A 16,693-nucleotide genomic window follows, 5' to 3' on the forward strand; every position below is an offset into this window, starting at 1 on the left:
TTCACCCGATATTGGATACGTTTTCATGCATCTCATCGGAAACGGACATCCATGTCAAGAGTCTGCCCGGTTCTGGCCTGTCAGCAGGACCGCTGTTGCCGCTTCGCACTGGATCGAACCTGGAAATCATGATGGAATCGTTTCCATGAACATGCGTCGTACGACGATCAAGGACGTCGCCGGGGCGGCCGGGGTGGGGGTCGCCACGGTGTCCCGGGTTCTGTCGGGCGGATCGGCCAGCCCGGAGACCAGGGAGCGGGTGCTGACCGTCGCCGCCCAGCTCGACTACCGGCCCAGCGCGCTCGGGCGCAACCTGCGCCAGCGGCGCTCGGGCGGGATCGGGCTGCTGCTGCCCGACATCACCGACACCTTCTACGGCCGGGTGGCCGACGGTGTGCTGGCCTGCGCGCGCTCGGCGGGCGAGCCGGTGATCGTGGGCGCGACCGGCGACGATCCCGAGTCCGAGGCCGAGCTGATCGGCACGCTGCTGGAGCAGGGCGTGGACCGGGTGATCGCGGTCCCCTCGGGCGACGGCGACAGCTGGGCGCCGACCCTGCGGGCCGGGGTGATCACGGTGTTCGCGCACCGGCTCGCCGCCGGGCGCGACGACATCCCCGCGGTGGTGGCCGACGACCGCGCGGGGGTCAGGACCGCGGTCGACTACCTCACGGGGCTGGGACACCGGCGCGTCGCCTATCTGGGCGGCCCGGGGCAGGAGCAGCGCCTGTCGGTCTTCAGGCAGGCGCTGGGGCCCCTCGTCGACGAGGAGCTGATCGTCGTCGCCCGGGGCAGCCGCGACTCCGCGTACGCCGCCGCCGCCGGGCTCTTCCAGCACCGGCCGGACCTGACCGCCGTGCTGGCCGGGGGCAACCTGCTGGGCGAGGCGGCCGTGCTGGCGGCGCGGGAGCTGGACCTGCGCATTCCCAGGGACCTGTCCCTGATCATGTTCGACGACGTGCCCTGGGCCGAGCTGTGCTCACCGCCGCTGACGGTGATCGCCCAGCCGGCCAGGGACATCGGCTACCGCGCCGCCGAGCTGGTGCTGCGCGGCGGCGCCAGGAGGCCGCGAGGCGTGCTACTGCCCACGGAACTGATCGTCAGGGGCAGCTGCGCGCCTAAAGGGACTTCTCGATCGCCGCGATGAGGGCGGGGTCGTCGGGCTGGACGGTCGGCCGGAACCTGGCCAGCACCTCCCCGTCCCGCGCGACGAGGAACTTCTCGAAGTTCCACTTGACGTCACCGGCCTCGCCGTTGGCGTCGGGGGCACTGGTCAGCGCCTCGTAGAGGGGATGCCTGTCGTCGCCGTTGACCTCGGTCTTGGCCAGCAGCGGGAAGTCGACGCCGTAGGTGGTGGAGCAGAACTCCCGGATCTCCTCGGCGGTGCCCGGCTCCTGACCGTAGAACTGGTTGCACGGCACGCCGACGACGGTGAAGCCCCGTTCGCCGTAGGTCCGCTGGAGGTCGACGAGGCCCGCGTACTGGGGGGTGAGGCCGCATCTGGAGGCGACGTTCACGACGAGGACGGCCCGGTCCCCGGCCAGCTCGGCCAGGGTGGTGGGCGCGCCGGAAAGAGTGTGAATGGCAATATCACGGATTCCCATGATCGGCACCCTAATCCCCCTGTCACATTTGAGAGTTATGACGTCCACCAAGTGAAATGTGACCGACACCACAGGTGAGACGACGCCCGCCTCACCAAGGCTCTGATCATCCTCTTACCGATCTTTGACAGGACCCCTGACAGGCGCTGTCGACTGGCCCGCCGCCGGATGGCCGGGCATCGTGTCGGCCGTCCCCCGTCCCCGAAGCACAGGGAGTCCCATGTCGACGCTCCGCCGTACCGGTGTGCTGGTGATCACCTCGGTGCTCGCCCTCGGCACCACCACGGTCGCCCAGGCGTCCTCGGCAAGACCGGGCAACCAGGCCGTCGCCAGGCCCATGGTGTCCGCGCACGGCTGGAACAGCAGCCAGTTCGCCTGCCTCAGCAGGCTCTGGACCAGAGAGAGCAACTGGAACCACCGCGCCTACAACCGCTCGTCGGGCGCGTACGGCATCCCGCAGGCGCTGCCCGGCGGCAAGATGGCCAGCGCCGGACGCGACTGGCGCACCAACCCCAGGACGCAGATCAGGTGGGGGCTCGGCTACATCAAGCAGCGCTACGGCTCGCCGTGCCGGGCGTGGGCGCACTTCACGACGCGGGGCTGGTACTGATCAGGGAACGGTGAATTGAAACCCCATGGCAGGGTGATTTTCACACCGTCTCCCAGCATGGGTGATTCGCCGGTCGTAACCGCCCCTTCTCCGAATCACCCGTAAATCCCGAAGATCGGGCAAACACCTTTCCTTCGCGTGTCCCATCCGCCGCTCGGCGCGCTCTCGCGTAATAGAAAGCGGCCTAGAGAGATCGCCGCGGCGTCTCATGCCGGAAACAGGCCGGAGAGACCGCGCGGACGTTCCCCGTCCGAGCCACGGACGCCGGATCGTCGGACGCCGGAGGGCACCACGTGCCCTCCCGCGCCTTCCGCACGCGGCCCGAGGACAAGGATCCACGTGAACAGCTACCGCGTTCTGCGCAACACCGTCATGACCGTGCTCACCGCCTCGGCGATGGTCGGTCCACCGACGACGGGGCAGGCTGACAGCACCTCCGAGACGTCCAGGAAAGGGACGGCGAGGACGGTGTACCGCCTCACCTGGGCCACCCAGGTGAAGCCAAGGGTGAAAGCGGTCGCGAGGACCGCCAAGGGCAGGAACAAGACGATCGCCTATCGTCTCGTGTCCCGCCGAGCGTGGCCGCACCGCCAGTTCCGCTGCCTGGACAGTCTCTGGACCAGGGAGAGCAACTGGAACCACCGCGCGTACAACCGTTCGTCGGGTGCGTACGGCATCCCGCAGGCGCTGCCCGGCTCGAAGATGGGCGGCAGCGGCAGGGACTGGCGATACAACCCGAGCACGCAGATCCACTGGGGTCTGAGATACATCAAGAGCCGCTACGGGTCACCGTGCGGCGCGTGGGGTCACTTCCGGTCGAGCAACTGGTACTGACCCGCACGGAGAGTGTCCAGGGGAAGGGAACACTCTCCTGACGCCCGGGGCCCTGCGGCCCCGGGCGTCACCCTCCGGGCCGCCCGGCCGCGCCGGCGGCCGTCAGCGGTTGAGGCGCACCGCCATCGCCTGGATGAGCATCTCCAGCCCGAAGGCGAACTCGGCCTCGTGGTCGCACTCGTTGAGTATCGGAGCCAGCTCGCCGACCTGGGGGAACAGCACGGGATCGACCTCGTCGACCCTGACGTCCGAGCGGTGCACCGGGGCGAACGTCGGGGTCACCCCGACCTCCCGCAGCAGCGAGCCCACGATGTAGGCGATGAACACGCGCAGGGCGCGCACCGCCTCGTCACCGCCGAACCCCGCCTGGCGCAGCGTGTCCAGCGCCCGCTCCACGGGGAGCAGCCCGGCGGTGGAGCGGAGCTGGCGGCTGACCACCACCATCGTGCAGCGCGGGTAGTGGCTCGCGATCTGCCGGAAGGCGAGCGCCTGCATGCGCACCCGGTCGGTCCACTCGGCGTCCGGGTCGTCGGTGAACTCGATCTGCGACAGGACGGTCTCGGCCACCGCGTCCAGCAGCGCCTCCTTGTTCGGCACGTGGTTGTAGAGGGACATCACACCCACGCCCAGATCGGCGGCGATCGCGCGCATCGACACCGCGTCGGCGCCCTCCCGCTCGATCAGCGCGATGGCCGAGGCGACGATGCGCGGCCGGGACAGTGGCTGGACAGGCATATGGCCGTCGTCCCCTCATCGGTTCCATTGACGTACGTACAGCGTACGTGACAACCTCGATGGATACGTACGGTGTACGTCTCTGGAGGCCGCATGTCGACACACGATCTCTACACCATTCCCGCCGAGCTCTCCACCTGGGACGTCGAGGCGGCCGGGGCCGCCCGCTTCACCTGGGAGTACGACGACGGCAGGGACCGCATGCTCGCCCTCTACCAGAAGGGCAAGGACAAGCAGTGGGACTCGGTCAAGCGCATCGACTGGGACCTGGAGGTCGATCCGTACAACGTGCTCGGCGTCCCCGACGAGACCATCGCGATCTTCGGCACCCCGCTCTGGGAGCGGATGGACGACAGGCAGCGCAAGGAGGTGCGCCTGCACAACGCCTCCTGGCAGTTCTCCCAGTTCCTGCACGGCGAGCAGGGCGCGATGATCTGCTCGGCGCGGATCGTGGAGTCCGTCCCCGACCTCGACTCCAAGTTCTACGCCGCCACCCAGACCATGGACGAGGCGCGGCACGCCGAGACCTACGCGCGGTTCCTCCAGGAGAAAGTGGGCCTGGCCTACCCCATCAACCCGCACCTGAAGTCGCTGCTCGACAACACCCTGAGCGACTCCCGCTGGGACATGCCCTATCTCGGCATGCAGGTGCTCATCGAGGGCCTCGCCCTGGCCGCCTTCGGCGTGATGCGCGACATCACCACCAAGCCGCTGCCCAAGCAGATCCTCGCCTACGTGATGCAGGACGAGGCCCGGCACGTCGCCTTCGGCCGGATGGCGCTGCGCGACTACTACGCGCAGCTCGGCGAGTCCGAGCTGCGCGAGCGCGAGGACTTCGTCATCGAGGGCTGCTACCTGATGCGCGACCGGCTGCGCGGCCGGGAGACGTGGGAGAACCTGGGGCTGACCAAGGCCGAGGTCAACGAGGCCATGGAGTGCGTCGACAAGTCCGAATATCTCAGGATTTTTCGCTCTCTGCTTTTCAGCCGCATCGTCCCCTGCGTCAAGGACATCGGGCTGTGGAGCCCCCGCCTGCAGCAGGCCTACGCCGACATGGGCGTGCTGGACATGGCAGGCCAGAGCCTGGACAAGCTGATGCGGCAGGACGAGGACATCGCCGAGCGGCTCGACGCCGAGCGGTTCGCCGCCGAGGAGGCCGAGCGCCACGCGGAGGTCGCCGAGACCGTCTCCCTCGGCGAGGAGCCGCGATCCTGACCTGATGCCCTGATCCCCCCGGCGGGGCCCGCGCCCCCGGCGGACCGTCCCGAGGACCGGGCTCCACAGGCCCCACGGGCTCCACAGTGCTCCTCGGCGCCCGAGGGGCCTCAGGGCAGGTCGAGGGCGCTCAGACCCAGCAGGAGGGCCTGCCGGTCACGGGTGGTCAGGCTCTCGTACGGCCGCGCGGCGCGGCGGTTCGTCTCCGCCTCGATCCGGTCGCGGGCGGGCCCCGGGGGCAGGGCGATGATCTGGGCCGCGGTGAGGCCCTCCCGCATCCAGGCGCCGGCGTGCGCGTCGGCGCGGTGGTAGCGCAACACGGCCAGCCGGTTGAACAGCAGCACGCCCGGCGGGGTCCCCACCGGCTCGTGGGGCGGCGAGGCCTGGGCGAAGGCCGCGCCGCCGCCACCGGCGGCACCGGCCGCCAGGAGCCTGCCGGCGAGATCCGCCAGCTCGGGCAGCCGGTCGGCCTGGGCGGCCCACAGCTCGCCGGTCACCGCCGCGTGCACCTCGTACAGGGAGGCGATGAAGGAGAGCGCGGCCGTGGTGGCGCGCAGCGCGCCGCCGTCGTCCACGAGGGTGCCCTGGGCGATCTGTACGTCGATCTCCGGCCGGTCGACGGGGTTGTAGCGGTAGAGGGCGGCCAGCCCCTCGGCGGTGAGCGGCCTGGCGGGGAGCACGAATCGGAGATCGACCAGCAGGTCCGTCTGGAGGCCGGACCGCTCGGTGAGCTCCCGGCTGAGGGGCCTGCTCGCGATGTGAACGCCGAGATTGACCGCGTCGATCAGCGAAGCGATCGACGCCGCGTAGCCGGGCAGATCATCGAAGCGTGACATGCTGCGATATCTTGCCGCATTTTTTTACCTTCCGAACCTTCCCAGTACGAAGGCGAAGGCTCCGGCCACGGCGGCGAGGGTACCGAGCCAGGCGATGAGGGCGTCGGCCCGGTTGTCGAGGGGACGGCTCCCGTGCAGGGCCTCCTGGCCGCGCCGGTAGCGGATGCCCGTGTGGGTCAGCAGCAGGACGGCGCAGAACAGGGCCGGGACGAAGGGGACGACGGCCACCGCGGGCGTGCCGGCCCGCAGGGCGACCCCCGCGCCGGCCAGGCTGGTGACGGCCAGCAGGGCGGTGGTGCGGACCCAGGCGAGGCGGGTCCGCTCGTTCTGCAGACCCGCGTCCCACGGCCTGTTCACCGGGGGCTCACCGGGACAGCAGGATGAGGATCAGGGCGAGCACGGCGACCGCCGCCACGCCATACCCGAACAGGGGTGCGAGGGCGGGGGGCGGGAGCGGGGCGGAGCTGCGCAGGGCCTGCTGGACGCGGCGCCAGCGGGGGTAGGCCATCGCGGCCGCCAGTGCGGACAGCGACACCAGGACCACCGCGAGCACGGTGCGCATCCACGGGACGAAGACGTCGGCGGAGACGGCGGCCATGGCCACGCCGCCCGCGCTCAGCGCGAGCGACGTGCTCAACCAGGTCAGGTACGTGCGTTCGTTGGCAAGGGTGAACCGGGGATCCGGCTCATGGTCCGGAGAGTTCATGAACTGTCCTGGGGCTTCATAGGAATGACGGTATTTCAACCACATTTCCCCTAGAGAACCCGGGATTTCCGGAGGTGCCCGCGGGCACCTCCGGCCGGCCCCGCCGGGCGGCGCCCTCACCCCCGGCGGGATGAGCTGTGCCGCACCGGGGCGGCGGAGACTACCCGCAGGCGTTGGTCAGCTGCTGGACCCACTGCACCGAGTCGGTGGCCACCTTCTGGGCGGCGTCGACGGCGCTGTTGGCGTCGGTGACGTTGAAGCCCTCCAGGGTGCCTGAGACGCCCTCGGCGGCCTCCTTCAGCGAGGTGTTGGCCGCCTTGTCGGCCAGGTCGCCCAGCTTGGCGCCGCCCTCGTTCAGCGCCTGCTCCATGGCGGCGGGGTCGTCGAGCAACCCGGAGACCTTGGCGGCGGTCTCGGTGACGATGCCCGCGGCCTGCACGCACTGCTGCGCCTTGTCGATGCCCTCGCTCACCCCCTGGAGCTCGGAGCAGCCGGTGGTGATGAGGGCGGCGGCCAGCGCAGAGGCGGCGAGGACGGGAATTCGTCGCGGAAGGGGTCGCATGCCCAGACCCTACCCAACGGGCCGCCACGGCAGGCGCCGCCGTACCGGCTCGTTACCCGCCGATCCGCCGGCGGGCCGGAACGCCGGGGAGACGGCGGAACCGGGACGCGGGAAGATCGCGAAGCCGGAACGCGGGAGGTGGCGGATTCGGGACGCCGCGATGGTCGTACGATCATCTGTAGTCACATGAGGGGGAGACCATGACAACCTGTGAGCACATCGTGGAGGCCCAGGACACGCCCGCGCGGACTCCGCAGGGGTGCGAGGAGTGCCTGGCGACGGGCGGCCGCTGGGTCCACCTGCGCAGGTGCCTGGCCTGCGGGCACATCGGCTGCTGCGACTCGTCGCCCAACAAGCACGCCACCGCCCACTTCGCGCAGGACGGCCACCCGGTCGTCGCCTCCTTCGAACCGGGCGAGGACTGGCGCTGGTGCTACGTGGACAACGTCATCGGCTAGCCCCGCTCCAGGGTGGCCTCTTCGAAGTCGATCTCGTGGAGGACCCGGCGGAGCACCTCGTCGTCGATGCGCCGCTCGTCGCGGAGGCGGACGAACACGTCGCGCTCGGCCGTCAGCATCTCCCGGCGAAGCCGCCGGTAGACGCTGCTCGGCGTCTCCTCCCCCTCCGGCCCCGTGCCGCCGCCCAGGCGCTCCCAGGCGGTGAGGGTACGGCGCTCGGCGCGGGACCTGAGCTGGTCGACGACCTCCCGGTGGAGCTCGTCGACACCTTCCGCCACCAGCTCGTCCAGCCGGGCCAGCGCGGCAGTGGCGGCCGCCTGCTGCGCGGCCGCCTCCGCCAGGTTGTCGGTGTAGGTCTCCTGCTCGTTGGAGACCTTCAGCCTGCGGATCAGCGCCGGGAACGTCAGGCCCTGGACGAGGAGGGTGCCGATCACCACCGAGAAGGTGAGGAAGAGGAGCAGGTCACGGCCGGGGAAGTTCTCCGGGATGGCGAAGGCCGCGGCCAGGGAGACCACGCCGCGCATGCCCGCCCAGCTCACGATGGTCACGTTCTGCCAGGTCGGCACGTGGGTCTCGGTCCTGCGGATCTTCTTCGACAGCATCCGGGGCAGGTAGATGCTGGGGACGACCCAGACCACCCTGGCGACCACCGCGGCGGCGAAGACGGTGAGCGCCATCCCGGCGAGCTTCCACCCGTCGCCCCACTCCAGCCCCCTCATGATCGGCCACATCTGCAGGCCGATCAGCGCGAAGACGATCGTCTCCAGGAAGAAGTCGAGGACCTTCCAGACCGCGTCGGACAGCAGCCGGGTGCCGAAGCCCGCCCTGGGCATGCGGTGGCCGATGTAGAGGCCGACGATCACCACGACGATCACGCCGGAGACGTGCACGCTCTCGGCCGCCAGGTAGACGGCGAAGGGGATGAGCAGCATGACGGTGTTCTCGACGAGCGCGTCGCGCAGCCGGACCAGCACCCAGGCCAGCACCCAGGCGAGCGCCAGGCCCATCACCACGCCGCCCGCCGCGGAGCGGGCGAAGTCGAGGGCGGCGTGCTGCCAGGTGATGCCCTGCCCGACGGCGGCGGCGATGGCCACCCGGTAGGCGGTGAGCGCGGTGGCGTCGTTGAACAGGCTCTCCCCCACCAGGATGGTGACCACCTTGCGGGGCAGCCCGAGCCTGCGGGCCACGGCGACGGCGGCGACCGCGTCGGGCGGGGCCACGATCGCGCCCAGCGCGAACGCGGCGGCGAGCGGCAGCTGGGGCAGGAGCAGGTGGGTGATCCACCCGATGACCAGCGTGGTGAACAGCACCAGGCCGACCGAGAGCAGCGCGACCGGCCTGCGGAAGTCGTTGAGCCTCAGGTAGGAGCTGTCGATCGCCGCCGAGTAGAGCAGCGGGGGCAGGAAGACCAGCAGGACCAGCTGGGGGTCGAGCTCGTAGGTGGGGACGAACGGCGACAGCACCACCCCGGCGAGCACCAGCAACAGCGGCGCCGGCCATCCTTTGCGCCTGGCCACCGCGGCCACCGCGATCGCGACGACCGACACGGCCAGCATCTGCAGCACCGTCGACTCGTCCACGCCACCCCGCCCGATAGGGATCAATCAGCCTATGCGTCCCGGCGCGCCTCGCGAACCGCCCGGGGCGGCCGAAACCGCCACACGGCGCCGGACCACGGATCCGGCGGACGCCACACGGTATCTCCTCCGGCGGCGAGCTCGCGACCTGGGCGCGGCGGCGCCGGGTCCCGGAGGGAGATCACCAGTCGCGGTGCTCGTCCCGGTCGTCGCGGCGACGGCCCTCGCGGCGCCCGCCCTCGTACTGGCGCCCGTCGTCGTAATGGCGCTCGTCGCGGCGGCGGTCGTCGTAGCGCTGCTCGTCGTAGCGCTGCTCGGGACGGAGCCTCTCGCCGGTGGAGTGCGGCGGTTCCTGGACGTAGGGGCGGGGCAGCCTCTGGTCGGGCGCCGCGGGCGCTGCCTGGCCGAGCAGGCCCAGCGGGTCGGACGGGTCGACGTCCTGCTGCGGGTAGGCGGGCGGCGAGCCGTACAGGTCGCGCAGGTCGGCCGGGTGACCGGCCTGGTGGGACTGGTGGGGCTGCTGGGCGCCGAACGCGTACGGATCGGGCTGCGAGGGGGGCGGGTAGCCGCCGCCGTACTGGTCGGCCTGCGCGTTCCCGTAGGCGGCCTGCTGCTGGGCGGCGAACCCGAAGGGGTCGGTCGAGTTCTGCTGGCCCTGCCCGTAGGGGTCGGGCTCCGGCCGCTGGGCGGAGTCGGCGAACTGGCCGAAGAACTGGTCGGGGCGCGGCGTGAACGGGGCGGCCGGCTTCTGCCGACCCTCCGGGGGCGCGAACGGGTCGACGGGCCGGGGCTGGGGTGGCACGCCGTACGGGTCAGGCTGCTGGGCGCCGAACCGGTCGGCGGGCCCGGCGTAGGGGTCGGGCCGCTGCTGGGCGGGCGGGGCGGCGTAGGGGTCGGGCTGCTGGGCGGGCGCGGCGTACGGGTCCGGCTGCTGGGCGCCGTACGGGGGCTGCGCGGGCGGGTAGCGGTCGCCGGACAGCTGGTAGGCGGGCTCACCGGGGACGCCGGGGACGCCAGGGACGGGGCCCGCGCCGAGCGGCTCGACGGGCTGCGGCTGCCCGTAGGGCAGGGAGTCGTTCACGATCATGTTCTCGCGCGGCACGGCGTCGGAGGAGCCGTACCCGGGGGGCATCCGGTCCTGGGGCCGGTCGGGCCGCTCCAGGGGCGGCGGCACCACGCCCCGCGCGACGAGCACGTCGTTCGGGCCGAGGGCGGCGACCTGGCGGGGTTCGTCCAGCGGCGAGGGGACCGGGGGGAGGTGGCCCGCCGGGTCGGGATACTGCTGCGGCTGGGCGTAGTCCTCGGGCCGGGGCCGGGCGTACTGGCCGGTGCCGGGATACTCGCCGTAGACCTGCGGCTCGTCCTGCGGGGGCTGCTCGGCGTGCACGGGCTCGCCCACCTCGTCGGGGTACTGCCCACCGGCCTCGACGAAGCCCTCGTCGAGGGTGTCGACCAGGCGCCCCACGTCGCTCATGGGCATGCGGAAACTCGCGGTGCACATCTCGCCGCGCCACAGGCTCAGCACCAGCGTGCCTTCGTGCCAGGTGACCCGGAGCACCCGCTCCTGGCCACGCTCGTCAAAGAACACCTCGCCGAACGACGGCAACGGGACAACTTCCGACATGGAGGACATAGTGCTTTAACCAGCCTTTATTCGTCCACTCGACCTCGGGAAACCCTACCGAACCGGTCTTTGCATCCCTATCTTCCGCCCCAGCGGCACCAGAACGGTAGACCTTCCCTTGACCTTACGAGGATTGATGAGCCGGGTGATCCCGCCAGTTTGCCATGTGAGGTGAACCCCGGGTTCCGGAATACGGGTATGCGTCCACGCCGCGACTCGCCGGAGCAGCCGCGACTGTCGGGCCGAACGGGTACGGTTGGCTGTCGTGCCGACCGACTCCATCGCCCCATCCGAAGACGTCTCCTCAAAGGTGGATATTCCCCCGGTTGAGGATTTGCTGAGCACCGCCGTCGAGGCGGTGGGCGGGGTCGAGCGCCCCGGCCAGATCACCATGGTGAGGGCGGTGCAGCACGCGATCGAGTCGGGCGACCACCTGGCCGTGCAGGCGGGCACGGGCACCGGTAAGTCGCTCGCCTACCTGATCCCCTCGATCAGGCACGCGATGACCTCCAAGGGCGCCGTGGTCGTCTCCACCGCCACCATCGCCCTCCAGCGCCAGCTCGTCGACCGCGACCTGCCGCGCCTCGCCAAGGCGCTCGCCCCGCAGCTGCCGCACGAGCCGGCGTTCGCGATCCTCAAGGGCCGCCGCAACTACCTGTGCCGCTACAAGGCGAGCGCGGGGTGGCCCGACGAGGAGCAGGACCAGCTCTTCGACCCCCGGGAGGTCAACGCGACGGGCCGGATGGTCCAGCGCATCCAGGAGTGGGCGAACGAGACCGAGACCGGCGACCGCGACGAGCTCGTCCCCGGCGTCAACGAGCAGGCCTGGCGGCAGTTCTCGGTCAGCGCCAGGGAGTGCCTGGGGGCCACCCGCTGCCCGAGCGGCACCGAGTGCTTCGCCGAGCTGGCCCGCGCCCGCGCCGGCGAGTCCGACGTGGTCGTGACCAACCACGCGCTGCTCGCGATCGACGCGATGGAGGACTTCCCGCTCCTGCCCGAGCACGAGGTCGTCGTGGTCGACGAGGCCCACGAGCTGGTCGACCGCGTCACCTCCGTGGTCAGCGGCGAGCTGTCGGAGACGATGGTCACCGTGGCCGCGCGGCGGGTCGGCAAGCTCATCGAGCAGCACCTCGCCGACCGGCTCATGGAGAGCGGCGAGGACCTCAAGGCCCTGCTGGCCGCCGCTCCCGCCGGGCGCCTCGACGAGCTTCCCCAGGTGCTGGGGATGACGCTCGCCCTGGTCCGCGACGCGGCGTGGGCGTGCATAACGGCCCTCGGCCCGCGCAACGGCGACAAGGACGACCCGGAGGGCGCGGGGCTGCGCAGGGCGGCCTTCACCTCGCTGGACGAGGTCCACGACACCGCGCAGCGCATGCTCGACGCCTTCGGCCACGCCGAGGAGGTCGACCGCGCCGAGGTGGTCTGGCTGGAGGCGGGCACCGACCGGCGCCCGCCCCTGCTGCGGGTGGCGCCGCTGACGGTGGCGGGCATGCTCCGCGACAAGCTCTTCGGCGACCGCACGGTCATCCTGACCTCGGCCACGCTCGCCCTGGGCGGCGCCTTCGACGGCCTGGCCCGCCAGTGGGGCCTGGGCGGCGGCAAGGGCGCCGCGGAACCCCCGGTAGACGGGGCGGAAGGAAAAGAGGAGAAGGGCGGCAAGGGCGGCAAGGGCGGTAAAGGCAGGGCCGGGTGGGCCGGCATCGACGTCGGTTCCCCCTTCGACCATCCGCGCAGCGGCATCCTCTACGTCGCCAAGCACCTGCCCCAGCCGGGCCGCGACGGCCTGCCCGAGGCCTACCTCGAGGAGATCACCGAGCTGATCGAGGCCGCGGGGGGCCGCACCCTCGGCCTGTTCTCCTCGATGCGCGCCGCCAAGGCGGCCACCGAGGCGTTGCGCGACCGGCTGAGCGTGCCGCTGCTCTGCCAGGGTGACGACTCCACGATGCTGCTGGTCAAGCAGTTCGCCGAGGACGAGCCGACCTGCCTGTTCGGCACGCTGTCGCTCTGGCAGGGCGTCGACGTCCCCGGCCCCTCGCTGCGCCTGGTCATCATCGACCGTATCCCCTTCCCCCGCCCGGACGACCCGCTCAGCTCCGCCCGCCAGCGCCACGTCGCCGCCAAGGGCGGCAACGGGTTCATGTCGGTCGCCGCCACCCACGCCGCGCTGCTCCTCGCCCAGGGCGCGGGCCGCCTGCTGCGCAGCCAGCACGACAAGGGTGTGGTCGCGGTGCTCGACCCCCGGCTGGCGACGGCCCGCTACGCCGGGTTCCTGCGCGACTCCCTGCCGCCCTTCTGGCCCACCTACGACCCGGCGAAGGTCCGCAGCGCCCTCAAGCGCCTCAGCGACTCCTGAGGCCGACGGCCGGTGGCCGCGCGCGGGACGCCGCACCGAGGTGCCCCGCGCGGGGCTCGTACGAACCGGGTCCGTGGCCCGGCGCGGGTCCCTGGGCGTCTCGGGGGCGTGGGCTCAGGAGGTGGCCTCGGCGATGGCGTGCAGGGCCAGCACGTACGACCTCAGGCCGAAGCCCGCGATGGTGCCGGTCGCCACGGCGGCGACCACCGAGTTGTGCCGGAACTCCTCGCGGGCGGCCGGGTTGCTGATGTGCACCTCGACCAGGGGCGCGGTGCGCTGGGCGATGGCGTCGCGCAGCGCGTAGGAGTAGTGGGTGAACGCCGCCGGGTTCAGCACCACGGGGATCCGGCCGTCGGCCGCCTCGTGCAGCCAGCCCAGCATCTCGGCCTCGTCGTCGGTCTGCCGGACGTCGACCGACAGTCCGAGCTCCCTGCCGGTGTCCCGGCAGAGCGCGGCCAGGTCCGCGAAGGTCTCCGCGCCGTAGACATCCGGCTCGCGGGTGCCGAGCCGCCCCAGGTTGGGGCCGTTGAGCACGTAGACGGGTCTCATCGGGTCACTCACCGCTCCTTGATGGCCGCGCACCTGCCGCGCGGCCGACGTCACTCACCCGGCGCGCCACCCGGCACCGTTTCGCCGTGCCTCGCGTGGGCTCCGGAGCCGGGCCACCGGGCACGCCCGCCCTCCCGGAGGCGTACGGGCCCGGGGACGCGAGACTCACCGGGCGACCTCGCGGTAGGCGGCCTCGAGGAGCTCCTCCGGCGGGTCGACCAGCGGGGACACCTTCGCCAGGTCGTCCAGGAGGACGAAGCGCAGCTTGGCACCGCGGCTCTTCTTGTCGAGACGCATGTGGTCGCGCAGTTCCGGCCAGGCCTCGCGGCGGTAGGCGGTGGGCAGCCCGACCGAGGTCAGGATGGACCTGGTCCGCTCCACGAGGCCGGCGCCGATCCTGCCGTCCAGGCGGGACAGCTCGGCGGCGTAGACCATGCCGATCGCGACGGCCTCGCCGTGGCGCATCCGGTATCCTTCGACGCGCTCGATGGCGTGCGCCAGCGTGTGGCCGTAGTTGAGGATCTCCCGCAGGCCGCCCTCGCGCAGGTCGGCTCCGACGACGTCGGCCTTGATCTGGATCTTCCGCTCGATCAGCTCCCGGGTGTGCCGCCCCTCGGGGAGCCTGGCGCCCTCCGGGTCGTCCTCGATGAGTGCGAGGATCCGCGGGTCGGCGATGAAACCGCCCTTGACGATCTCCGCGAGGCCGCCCACGTAGTCGTCGCGGGGCACCGAGACCAGCGTCGCCAGGTCGCACAGCACCCCGGCGGGCGGGTGGAAGGACCCGACCAGGTTCTTGCCCTCGGGGGTGTTGATGCCGGTCTTGCCGCCCACCGCCGCGTCGACCATGCCGAGCAGGGTGGTCGGCACCTGCACGACCTTGACGCCGCGCAGCCAGGTGGCGGCGGCGAACCCCGCCAGGTCGGTGGTGGCTCCCCCGCCGACGCCGACCACGGCGTCGGAGCGGGTGACGCCCGCGCGGCCGAAGGCGGACCACAGCCCCGCGGCCACCTCGACCGTCTTGGCGCGCTCGGCGTCGGGCACCGGCAGCGCGACGACCTCGTACCCGGCCGCCTCGATGGCGCCGCAGACCGGGCGGGCGATCTCCGGCAGGCTCTCCGGGTGGACCACCGCGACGGTGCTCACCCCCGCGCCGAGCAGGCCGGGCAGCTCGCCGAGCACCCCGGTGCCGACCACCACGTCGTACGGGCTCTCGCCGGGGACCTCGATCCTGGAGATCGTCACGGCTTCAGGCCCTCCACGATCTCGTCGACGAGCTGGCCGGGCTCGCGCTCGTCGGTCGCCACGACGATCGTGGCCAGCCCCTCGTAGAGGGGCCGCCGGGCGTCCATCAGCTTCTTCAGCTGGCTGCGCGGGTTCAGCACGAGCAGCGGCCGCGCCGAGGCCAGGCCCACCCGCTGGACGGCGTTGGAGAGGCCGACCTCCAGGTAGACCACCGGCTGCCCGGCCAGCAGCTCGCGGGTGGCCTCGGCGAGGATCGCGCCGCCGCCCAGGGAGAGCACGCCGTCGTGCTCGGCCAGCGCCAGCCGTACGGCGTCGGCCTCCAGCTCGCGGAAGCGCTCCTCGCCGTCCTCGATGAAGACGTCGCTCACCGGCTTGCCCGCCGTGCGCTCCACGTCGGCGTCGGTGTCGCGGAAGGCGACCCCGAGCCGCTCGGCCAGGAGCTTCCCGACGGTCGACTTGCCCGATCCCGGAGGACCGATCAGCACTGCTCGGGGACTCATCCGCTCTCCTTCGACGCCGGCCCGCTCACCGGGGCACCGGGAACGCCCTCGCCCGGACGCCCGCTCACTTGATCACCAACGAGGAGAGGTAGCCGGACAGGTTGCGGGCGACCTCCTCGACGGAGTCGCCGCCGAACTTCTCGATCGCCGCGTCGGCCAGGATCAGCGCGACCATCGCCTCGGCGACGATCGCGGCCGCCGGGACCGCGCACACGTCGGAGCGCTCGTGGTGGGCCTTGGCGGCCTCGCCGGTCAGCACGTCGACGGTGGCCAGCGCCCTGGGGACGGTGGAGATCGGCTTCATCGCCGCGCTGACGCGCAGCGGCTCGCCGTTGGTCATGCCACCCTCGACGCCGCCGGCCCGGTTGGTCATCCGGCGTACGCCGTCGGCGGTGTTCTCGATCTCGTCGTGGGCGAGGGAACCGGGGCGGCGGGCCGTCTCGAACCCGTCGCCGACGCCGACGCCCTTGATCGCCTGGATGCCCATCAGGCCGGCCGCGAGGCGGGCGTCGAGGCGGCGGTCCCAGTGGGTGTAGCTGCCCAGGCCCGGCGGCAGGCCGTAGGCGATCACCTCGACGACGCCGCCCAGGGTGTCGCCGTCCTTGTGCGCCTTGTCGATCTCGGCGACCATGGCCGCGCTGCCTTCGGGGTCGGCGCAGCGCACCGGGTCGGCGTCGACCGCCTCCAGGTCGCCGGGGCCGGGGACGACGCCCCGGGTGCCGGCCGCTCCGCCGATCGAGACGACGTGGCTGACGATGTCGACGCCGAGGGCCTGCTTGAGGAAGCTCCGCGCCACCTGGCCGAGCGCGACGCGGGCGGCGGTCTCGCGGGCGCTGGCTCGGTCGAGCACCGGGCGGGCGTCGTCGAAGCCGTACTTCTGCATCCCGGCGAGGTCGGCGTGGCCGGGACGGGGGCGGGAGCGCGGCGCGTTGCGCGCCTGGCCCTCCAGCACGGCCGGGTCGACGGGGTCGGCGGCCATGACCGTCTCCCACTTGGGCCACTCGGTGTTGCCCACCCGGATGGCCACGGGGCTGCCGAGCGTCCGGCCGTGGCGGACCCCGCCCGCGATGGTCACGACGTCCTGCTCGAACTTCATCCGCGCGCCGCGGCCGTAGCCGAGGCGGCGACGGCGCAGCGCCTCGTCCAGCTGTGCCGTGGTCACCTCCACCCCGGCGGGCAGGCCTTCCAGGATCGCGACGAGCTCGGGGCCGTGGGACTCTCCGGCGGTCAACCAGCGCAACATGGTGACAAGTCTTCCACGTGTCGCCCACTGGAATGGCCTCCGTTCACC

Annotated in this window: 18 protein-coding genes; 6 read left to right on the top strand and 12 right to left on the bottom strand. The window is 71.9% G+C overall.

Annotation, left to right across the window (positions count from 1 at the left end; translation table 11 throughout):
* The first annotated feature begins 145 nt into the window (after positions 1 to 145).
* The gene (locus ACTOQ2_RS18260; protein ID WP_440100738.1) at positions 146 to 1,144 is read left to right on the top strand and encodes a LacI family DNA-binding transcriptional regulator; all 999 of its coding nucleotides are present in this window, start codon (positions 146 to 148) and stop codon (positions 1,142 to 1,144) included.
* Here ACTOQ2_RS18260 and ACTOQ2_RS18265 read toward each other — a convergent pair.
* Positions 1,116 to 1,601 (bottom strand): glutathione peroxidase, encoded by a 486-nt coding sequence (locus tag ACTOQ2_RS18265; protein WP_440100740.1) that lies wholly within the window; start codon positions 1,599 to 1,601, stop codon positions 1,116 to 1,118. The two genes, ACTOQ2_RS18260 and ACTOQ2_RS18265, sit on opposite strands and share 29 nt — an antisense overlap.
* A gap of 220 nt (positions 1,602 to 1,821) precedes the next feature.
* Here ACTOQ2_RS18265 and ACTOQ2_RS18270 point away from each other — a divergent pair, with 220 nt between their 5' ends.
* A complete protein-coding gene (locus ACTOQ2_RS18270) occupies positions 1,822 to 2,211 on the top strand; it encodes a transglycosylase SLT domain-containing protein (RefSeq protein ID WP_440100742.1) in 390 nt (129 codons plus the stop codon).
* A 339-nt stretch (positions 2,212 to 2,550) separates the two neighbouring features.
* Positions 2,551 to 3,045 carry a transglycosylase SLT domain-containing protein gene (locus ACTOQ2_RS18275; RefSeq protein WP_440100744.1) on the top strand — a complete coding sequence of 165 codons (495 nt, stop codon included), beginning with the start codon at positions 2,551 to 2,553 and terminating at the stop codon, positions 3,043 to 3,045.
* Positions 3,046 to 3,147: 102 nt separating this feature from the next.
* Here the strand turns inward: ACTOQ2_RS18275 and ACTOQ2_RS18280 are convergent, their stop codons facing one another.
* Positions 3,148 to 3,780, bottom strand: a complete 633-nt coding sequence (locus ACTOQ2_RS18280) for a TetR/AcrR family transcriptional regulator C-terminal domain-containing protein (RefSeq protein WP_440100746.1) — start codon at positions 3,778 to 3,780, stop codon at positions 3,148 to 3,150.
* A 93-nt stretch (positions 3,781 to 3,873) separates the two neighbouring features.
* On the opposite strand from ACTOQ2_RS18280, the gene ACTOQ2_RS18285 reads away from it, so the two are divergent.
* Positions 3,874 to 4,995, top strand: coding sequence for a ferritin-like domain-containing protein (locus ACTOQ2_RS18285; RefSeq protein ID WP_440064089.1), 1,122 nt, complete (start codon positions 3,874 to 3,876; stop codon positions 4,993 to 4,995).
* Between the two features lie 110 nt (positions 4,996 to 5,105).
* Here ACTOQ2_RS18285 and ACTOQ2_RS18290 read toward each other — a convergent pair whose 3' ends face one another.
* The 4 genes from ACTOQ2_RS18290 to ACTOQ2_RS18305 form a co-directional block, all read right to left on the bottom strand.
* Positions 5,106 to 5,831 (bottom strand): hypothetical protein, encoded by a 726-nt coding sequence (locus tag ACTOQ2_RS18290; protein WP_440100748.1) that lies wholly within the window; start codon positions 5,829 to 5,831, stop codon positions 5,106 to 5,108.
* 24 nt (positions 5,832 to 5,855) lie between these two features.
* Positions 5,856 to 6,188: a DUF202 domain-containing protein gene (locus tag ACTOQ2_RS18295; protein WP_440064093.1), complete on the bottom strand. Its 333-nt coding sequence runs from the start codon at positions 6,186 to 6,188 to the stop codon at positions 5,856 to 5,858.
* Between the two features lie 7 nt (positions 6,189 to 6,195).
* A complete protein-coding gene (locus ACTOQ2_RS18300; protein ID WP_440100750.1) occupies positions 6,196 to 6,537 on the bottom strand; it encodes a YidH family protein in 342 nt (113 codons plus the stop codon).
* A gap of 160 nt (positions 6,538 to 6,697) precedes the next feature.
* On the bottom strand, positions 6,698 to 7,099 hold the full coding sequence (locus tag ACTOQ2_RS18305) for a hypothetical protein (protein WP_440100752.1): 402 nt from the start codon (positions 7,097 to 7,099) through the stop codon (positions 6,698 to 6,700).
* A gap of 200 nt (positions 7,100 to 7,299) precedes the next feature.
* On the opposite strand from ACTOQ2_RS18305, the gene ACTOQ2_RS18310 reads away from it, so the two are divergent.
* A complete protein-coding gene (locus ACTOQ2_RS18310; protein ID WP_440100754.1) occupies positions 7,300 to 7,557 on the top strand; it encodes a ubiquitin carboxyl-terminal hydrolase 14 in 258 nt (85 codons plus the stop codon).
* Here ACTOQ2_RS18310 and ACTOQ2_RS18315 read toward each other — a convergent pair.
* Both ACTOQ2_RS18315 and ACTOQ2_RS18320 read right to left on the bottom strand, forming a co-directional pair.
* Entirely contained in the window at positions 7,554 to 9,137 is a 1,584-nt protein-coding gene (locus ACTOQ2_RS18315) for a Na+/H+ antiporter (protein ID WP_440100755.1), read from the bottom strand. The genes ACTOQ2_RS18310 and ACTOQ2_RS18315 overlap by 4 nt on opposite strands.
* A 178-nt stretch (positions 9,138 to 9,315) precedes the next feature.
* Positions 9,316 to 10,758, bottom strand: a complete 1,443-nt coding sequence (locus ACTOQ2_RS18320) for a hypothetical protein (protein ID WP_440100757.1) — start codon at positions 10,756 to 10,758, stop codon at positions 9,316 to 9,318.
* Positions 10,759 to 11,023: 265 nt separating this feature from the next.
* Between ACTOQ2_RS18320 and ACTOQ2_RS18325 the strand changes: the two genes are divergently transcribed.
* Positions 11,024 to 13,111, top strand: a complete 2,088-nt coding sequence (locus ACTOQ2_RS18325) for an ATP-dependent DNA helicase (RefSeq protein ID WP_440100760.1) — start codon at positions 11,024 to 11,026, stop codon at positions 13,109 to 13,111.
* Between the two features lie 114 nt (positions 13,112 to 13,225).
* Here ACTOQ2_RS18325 and aroQ read toward each other — a convergent pair whose 3' ends face one another.
* The 4 genes from aroQ to aroC form a co-directional block, all read right to left on the bottom strand.
* Positions 13,226 to 13,660: a type II 3-dehydroquinate dehydratase gene (aroQ, locus tag ACTOQ2_RS18330; protein ID WP_440101105.1), complete on the bottom strand. Its 435-nt coding sequence runs from the start codon at positions 13,658 to 13,660 to the stop codon at positions 13,226 to 13,228.
* Between the two features lie 165 nt (positions 13,661 to 13,825).
* Complete coding sequence (gene aroB, locus ACTOQ2_RS18335; protein WP_440100762.1) at positions 13,826 to 14,902, bottom strand: 3-dehydroquinate synthase; 1,077 nt, start codon at positions 14,900 to 14,902, stop codon at positions 13,826 to 13,828.
* Positions 14,899 to 15,402, bottom strand: a complete 504-nt coding sequence (locus ACTOQ2_RS18340) for a shikimate kinase (RefSeq protein ID WP_440064105.1) — start codon at positions 15,400 to 15,402, stop codon at positions 14,899 to 14,901. Before ACTOQ2_RS18340 ends, aroB begins: the two co-directional genes overlap by 4 nt.
* Positions 15,403 to 15,466: 64 nt before the next feature.
* Complete coding sequence (gene aroC, locus ACTOQ2_RS18345; protein WP_440064106.1) at positions 15,467 to 16,645, bottom strand: chorismate synthase; 1,179 nt, start codon at positions 16,643 to 16,645, stop codon at positions 15,467 to 15,469.
* Positions 16,646 to 16,693 lie beyond the last annotated feature (48 nt).

The sequence above is a fragment of the Streptosporangium sp. H16 genome, from assembly GCF_051918855.1.
Lineage (GTDB): Bacteria > Actinomycetota > Actinomycetes > Streptosporangiales > Streptosporangiaceae > Streptosporangium.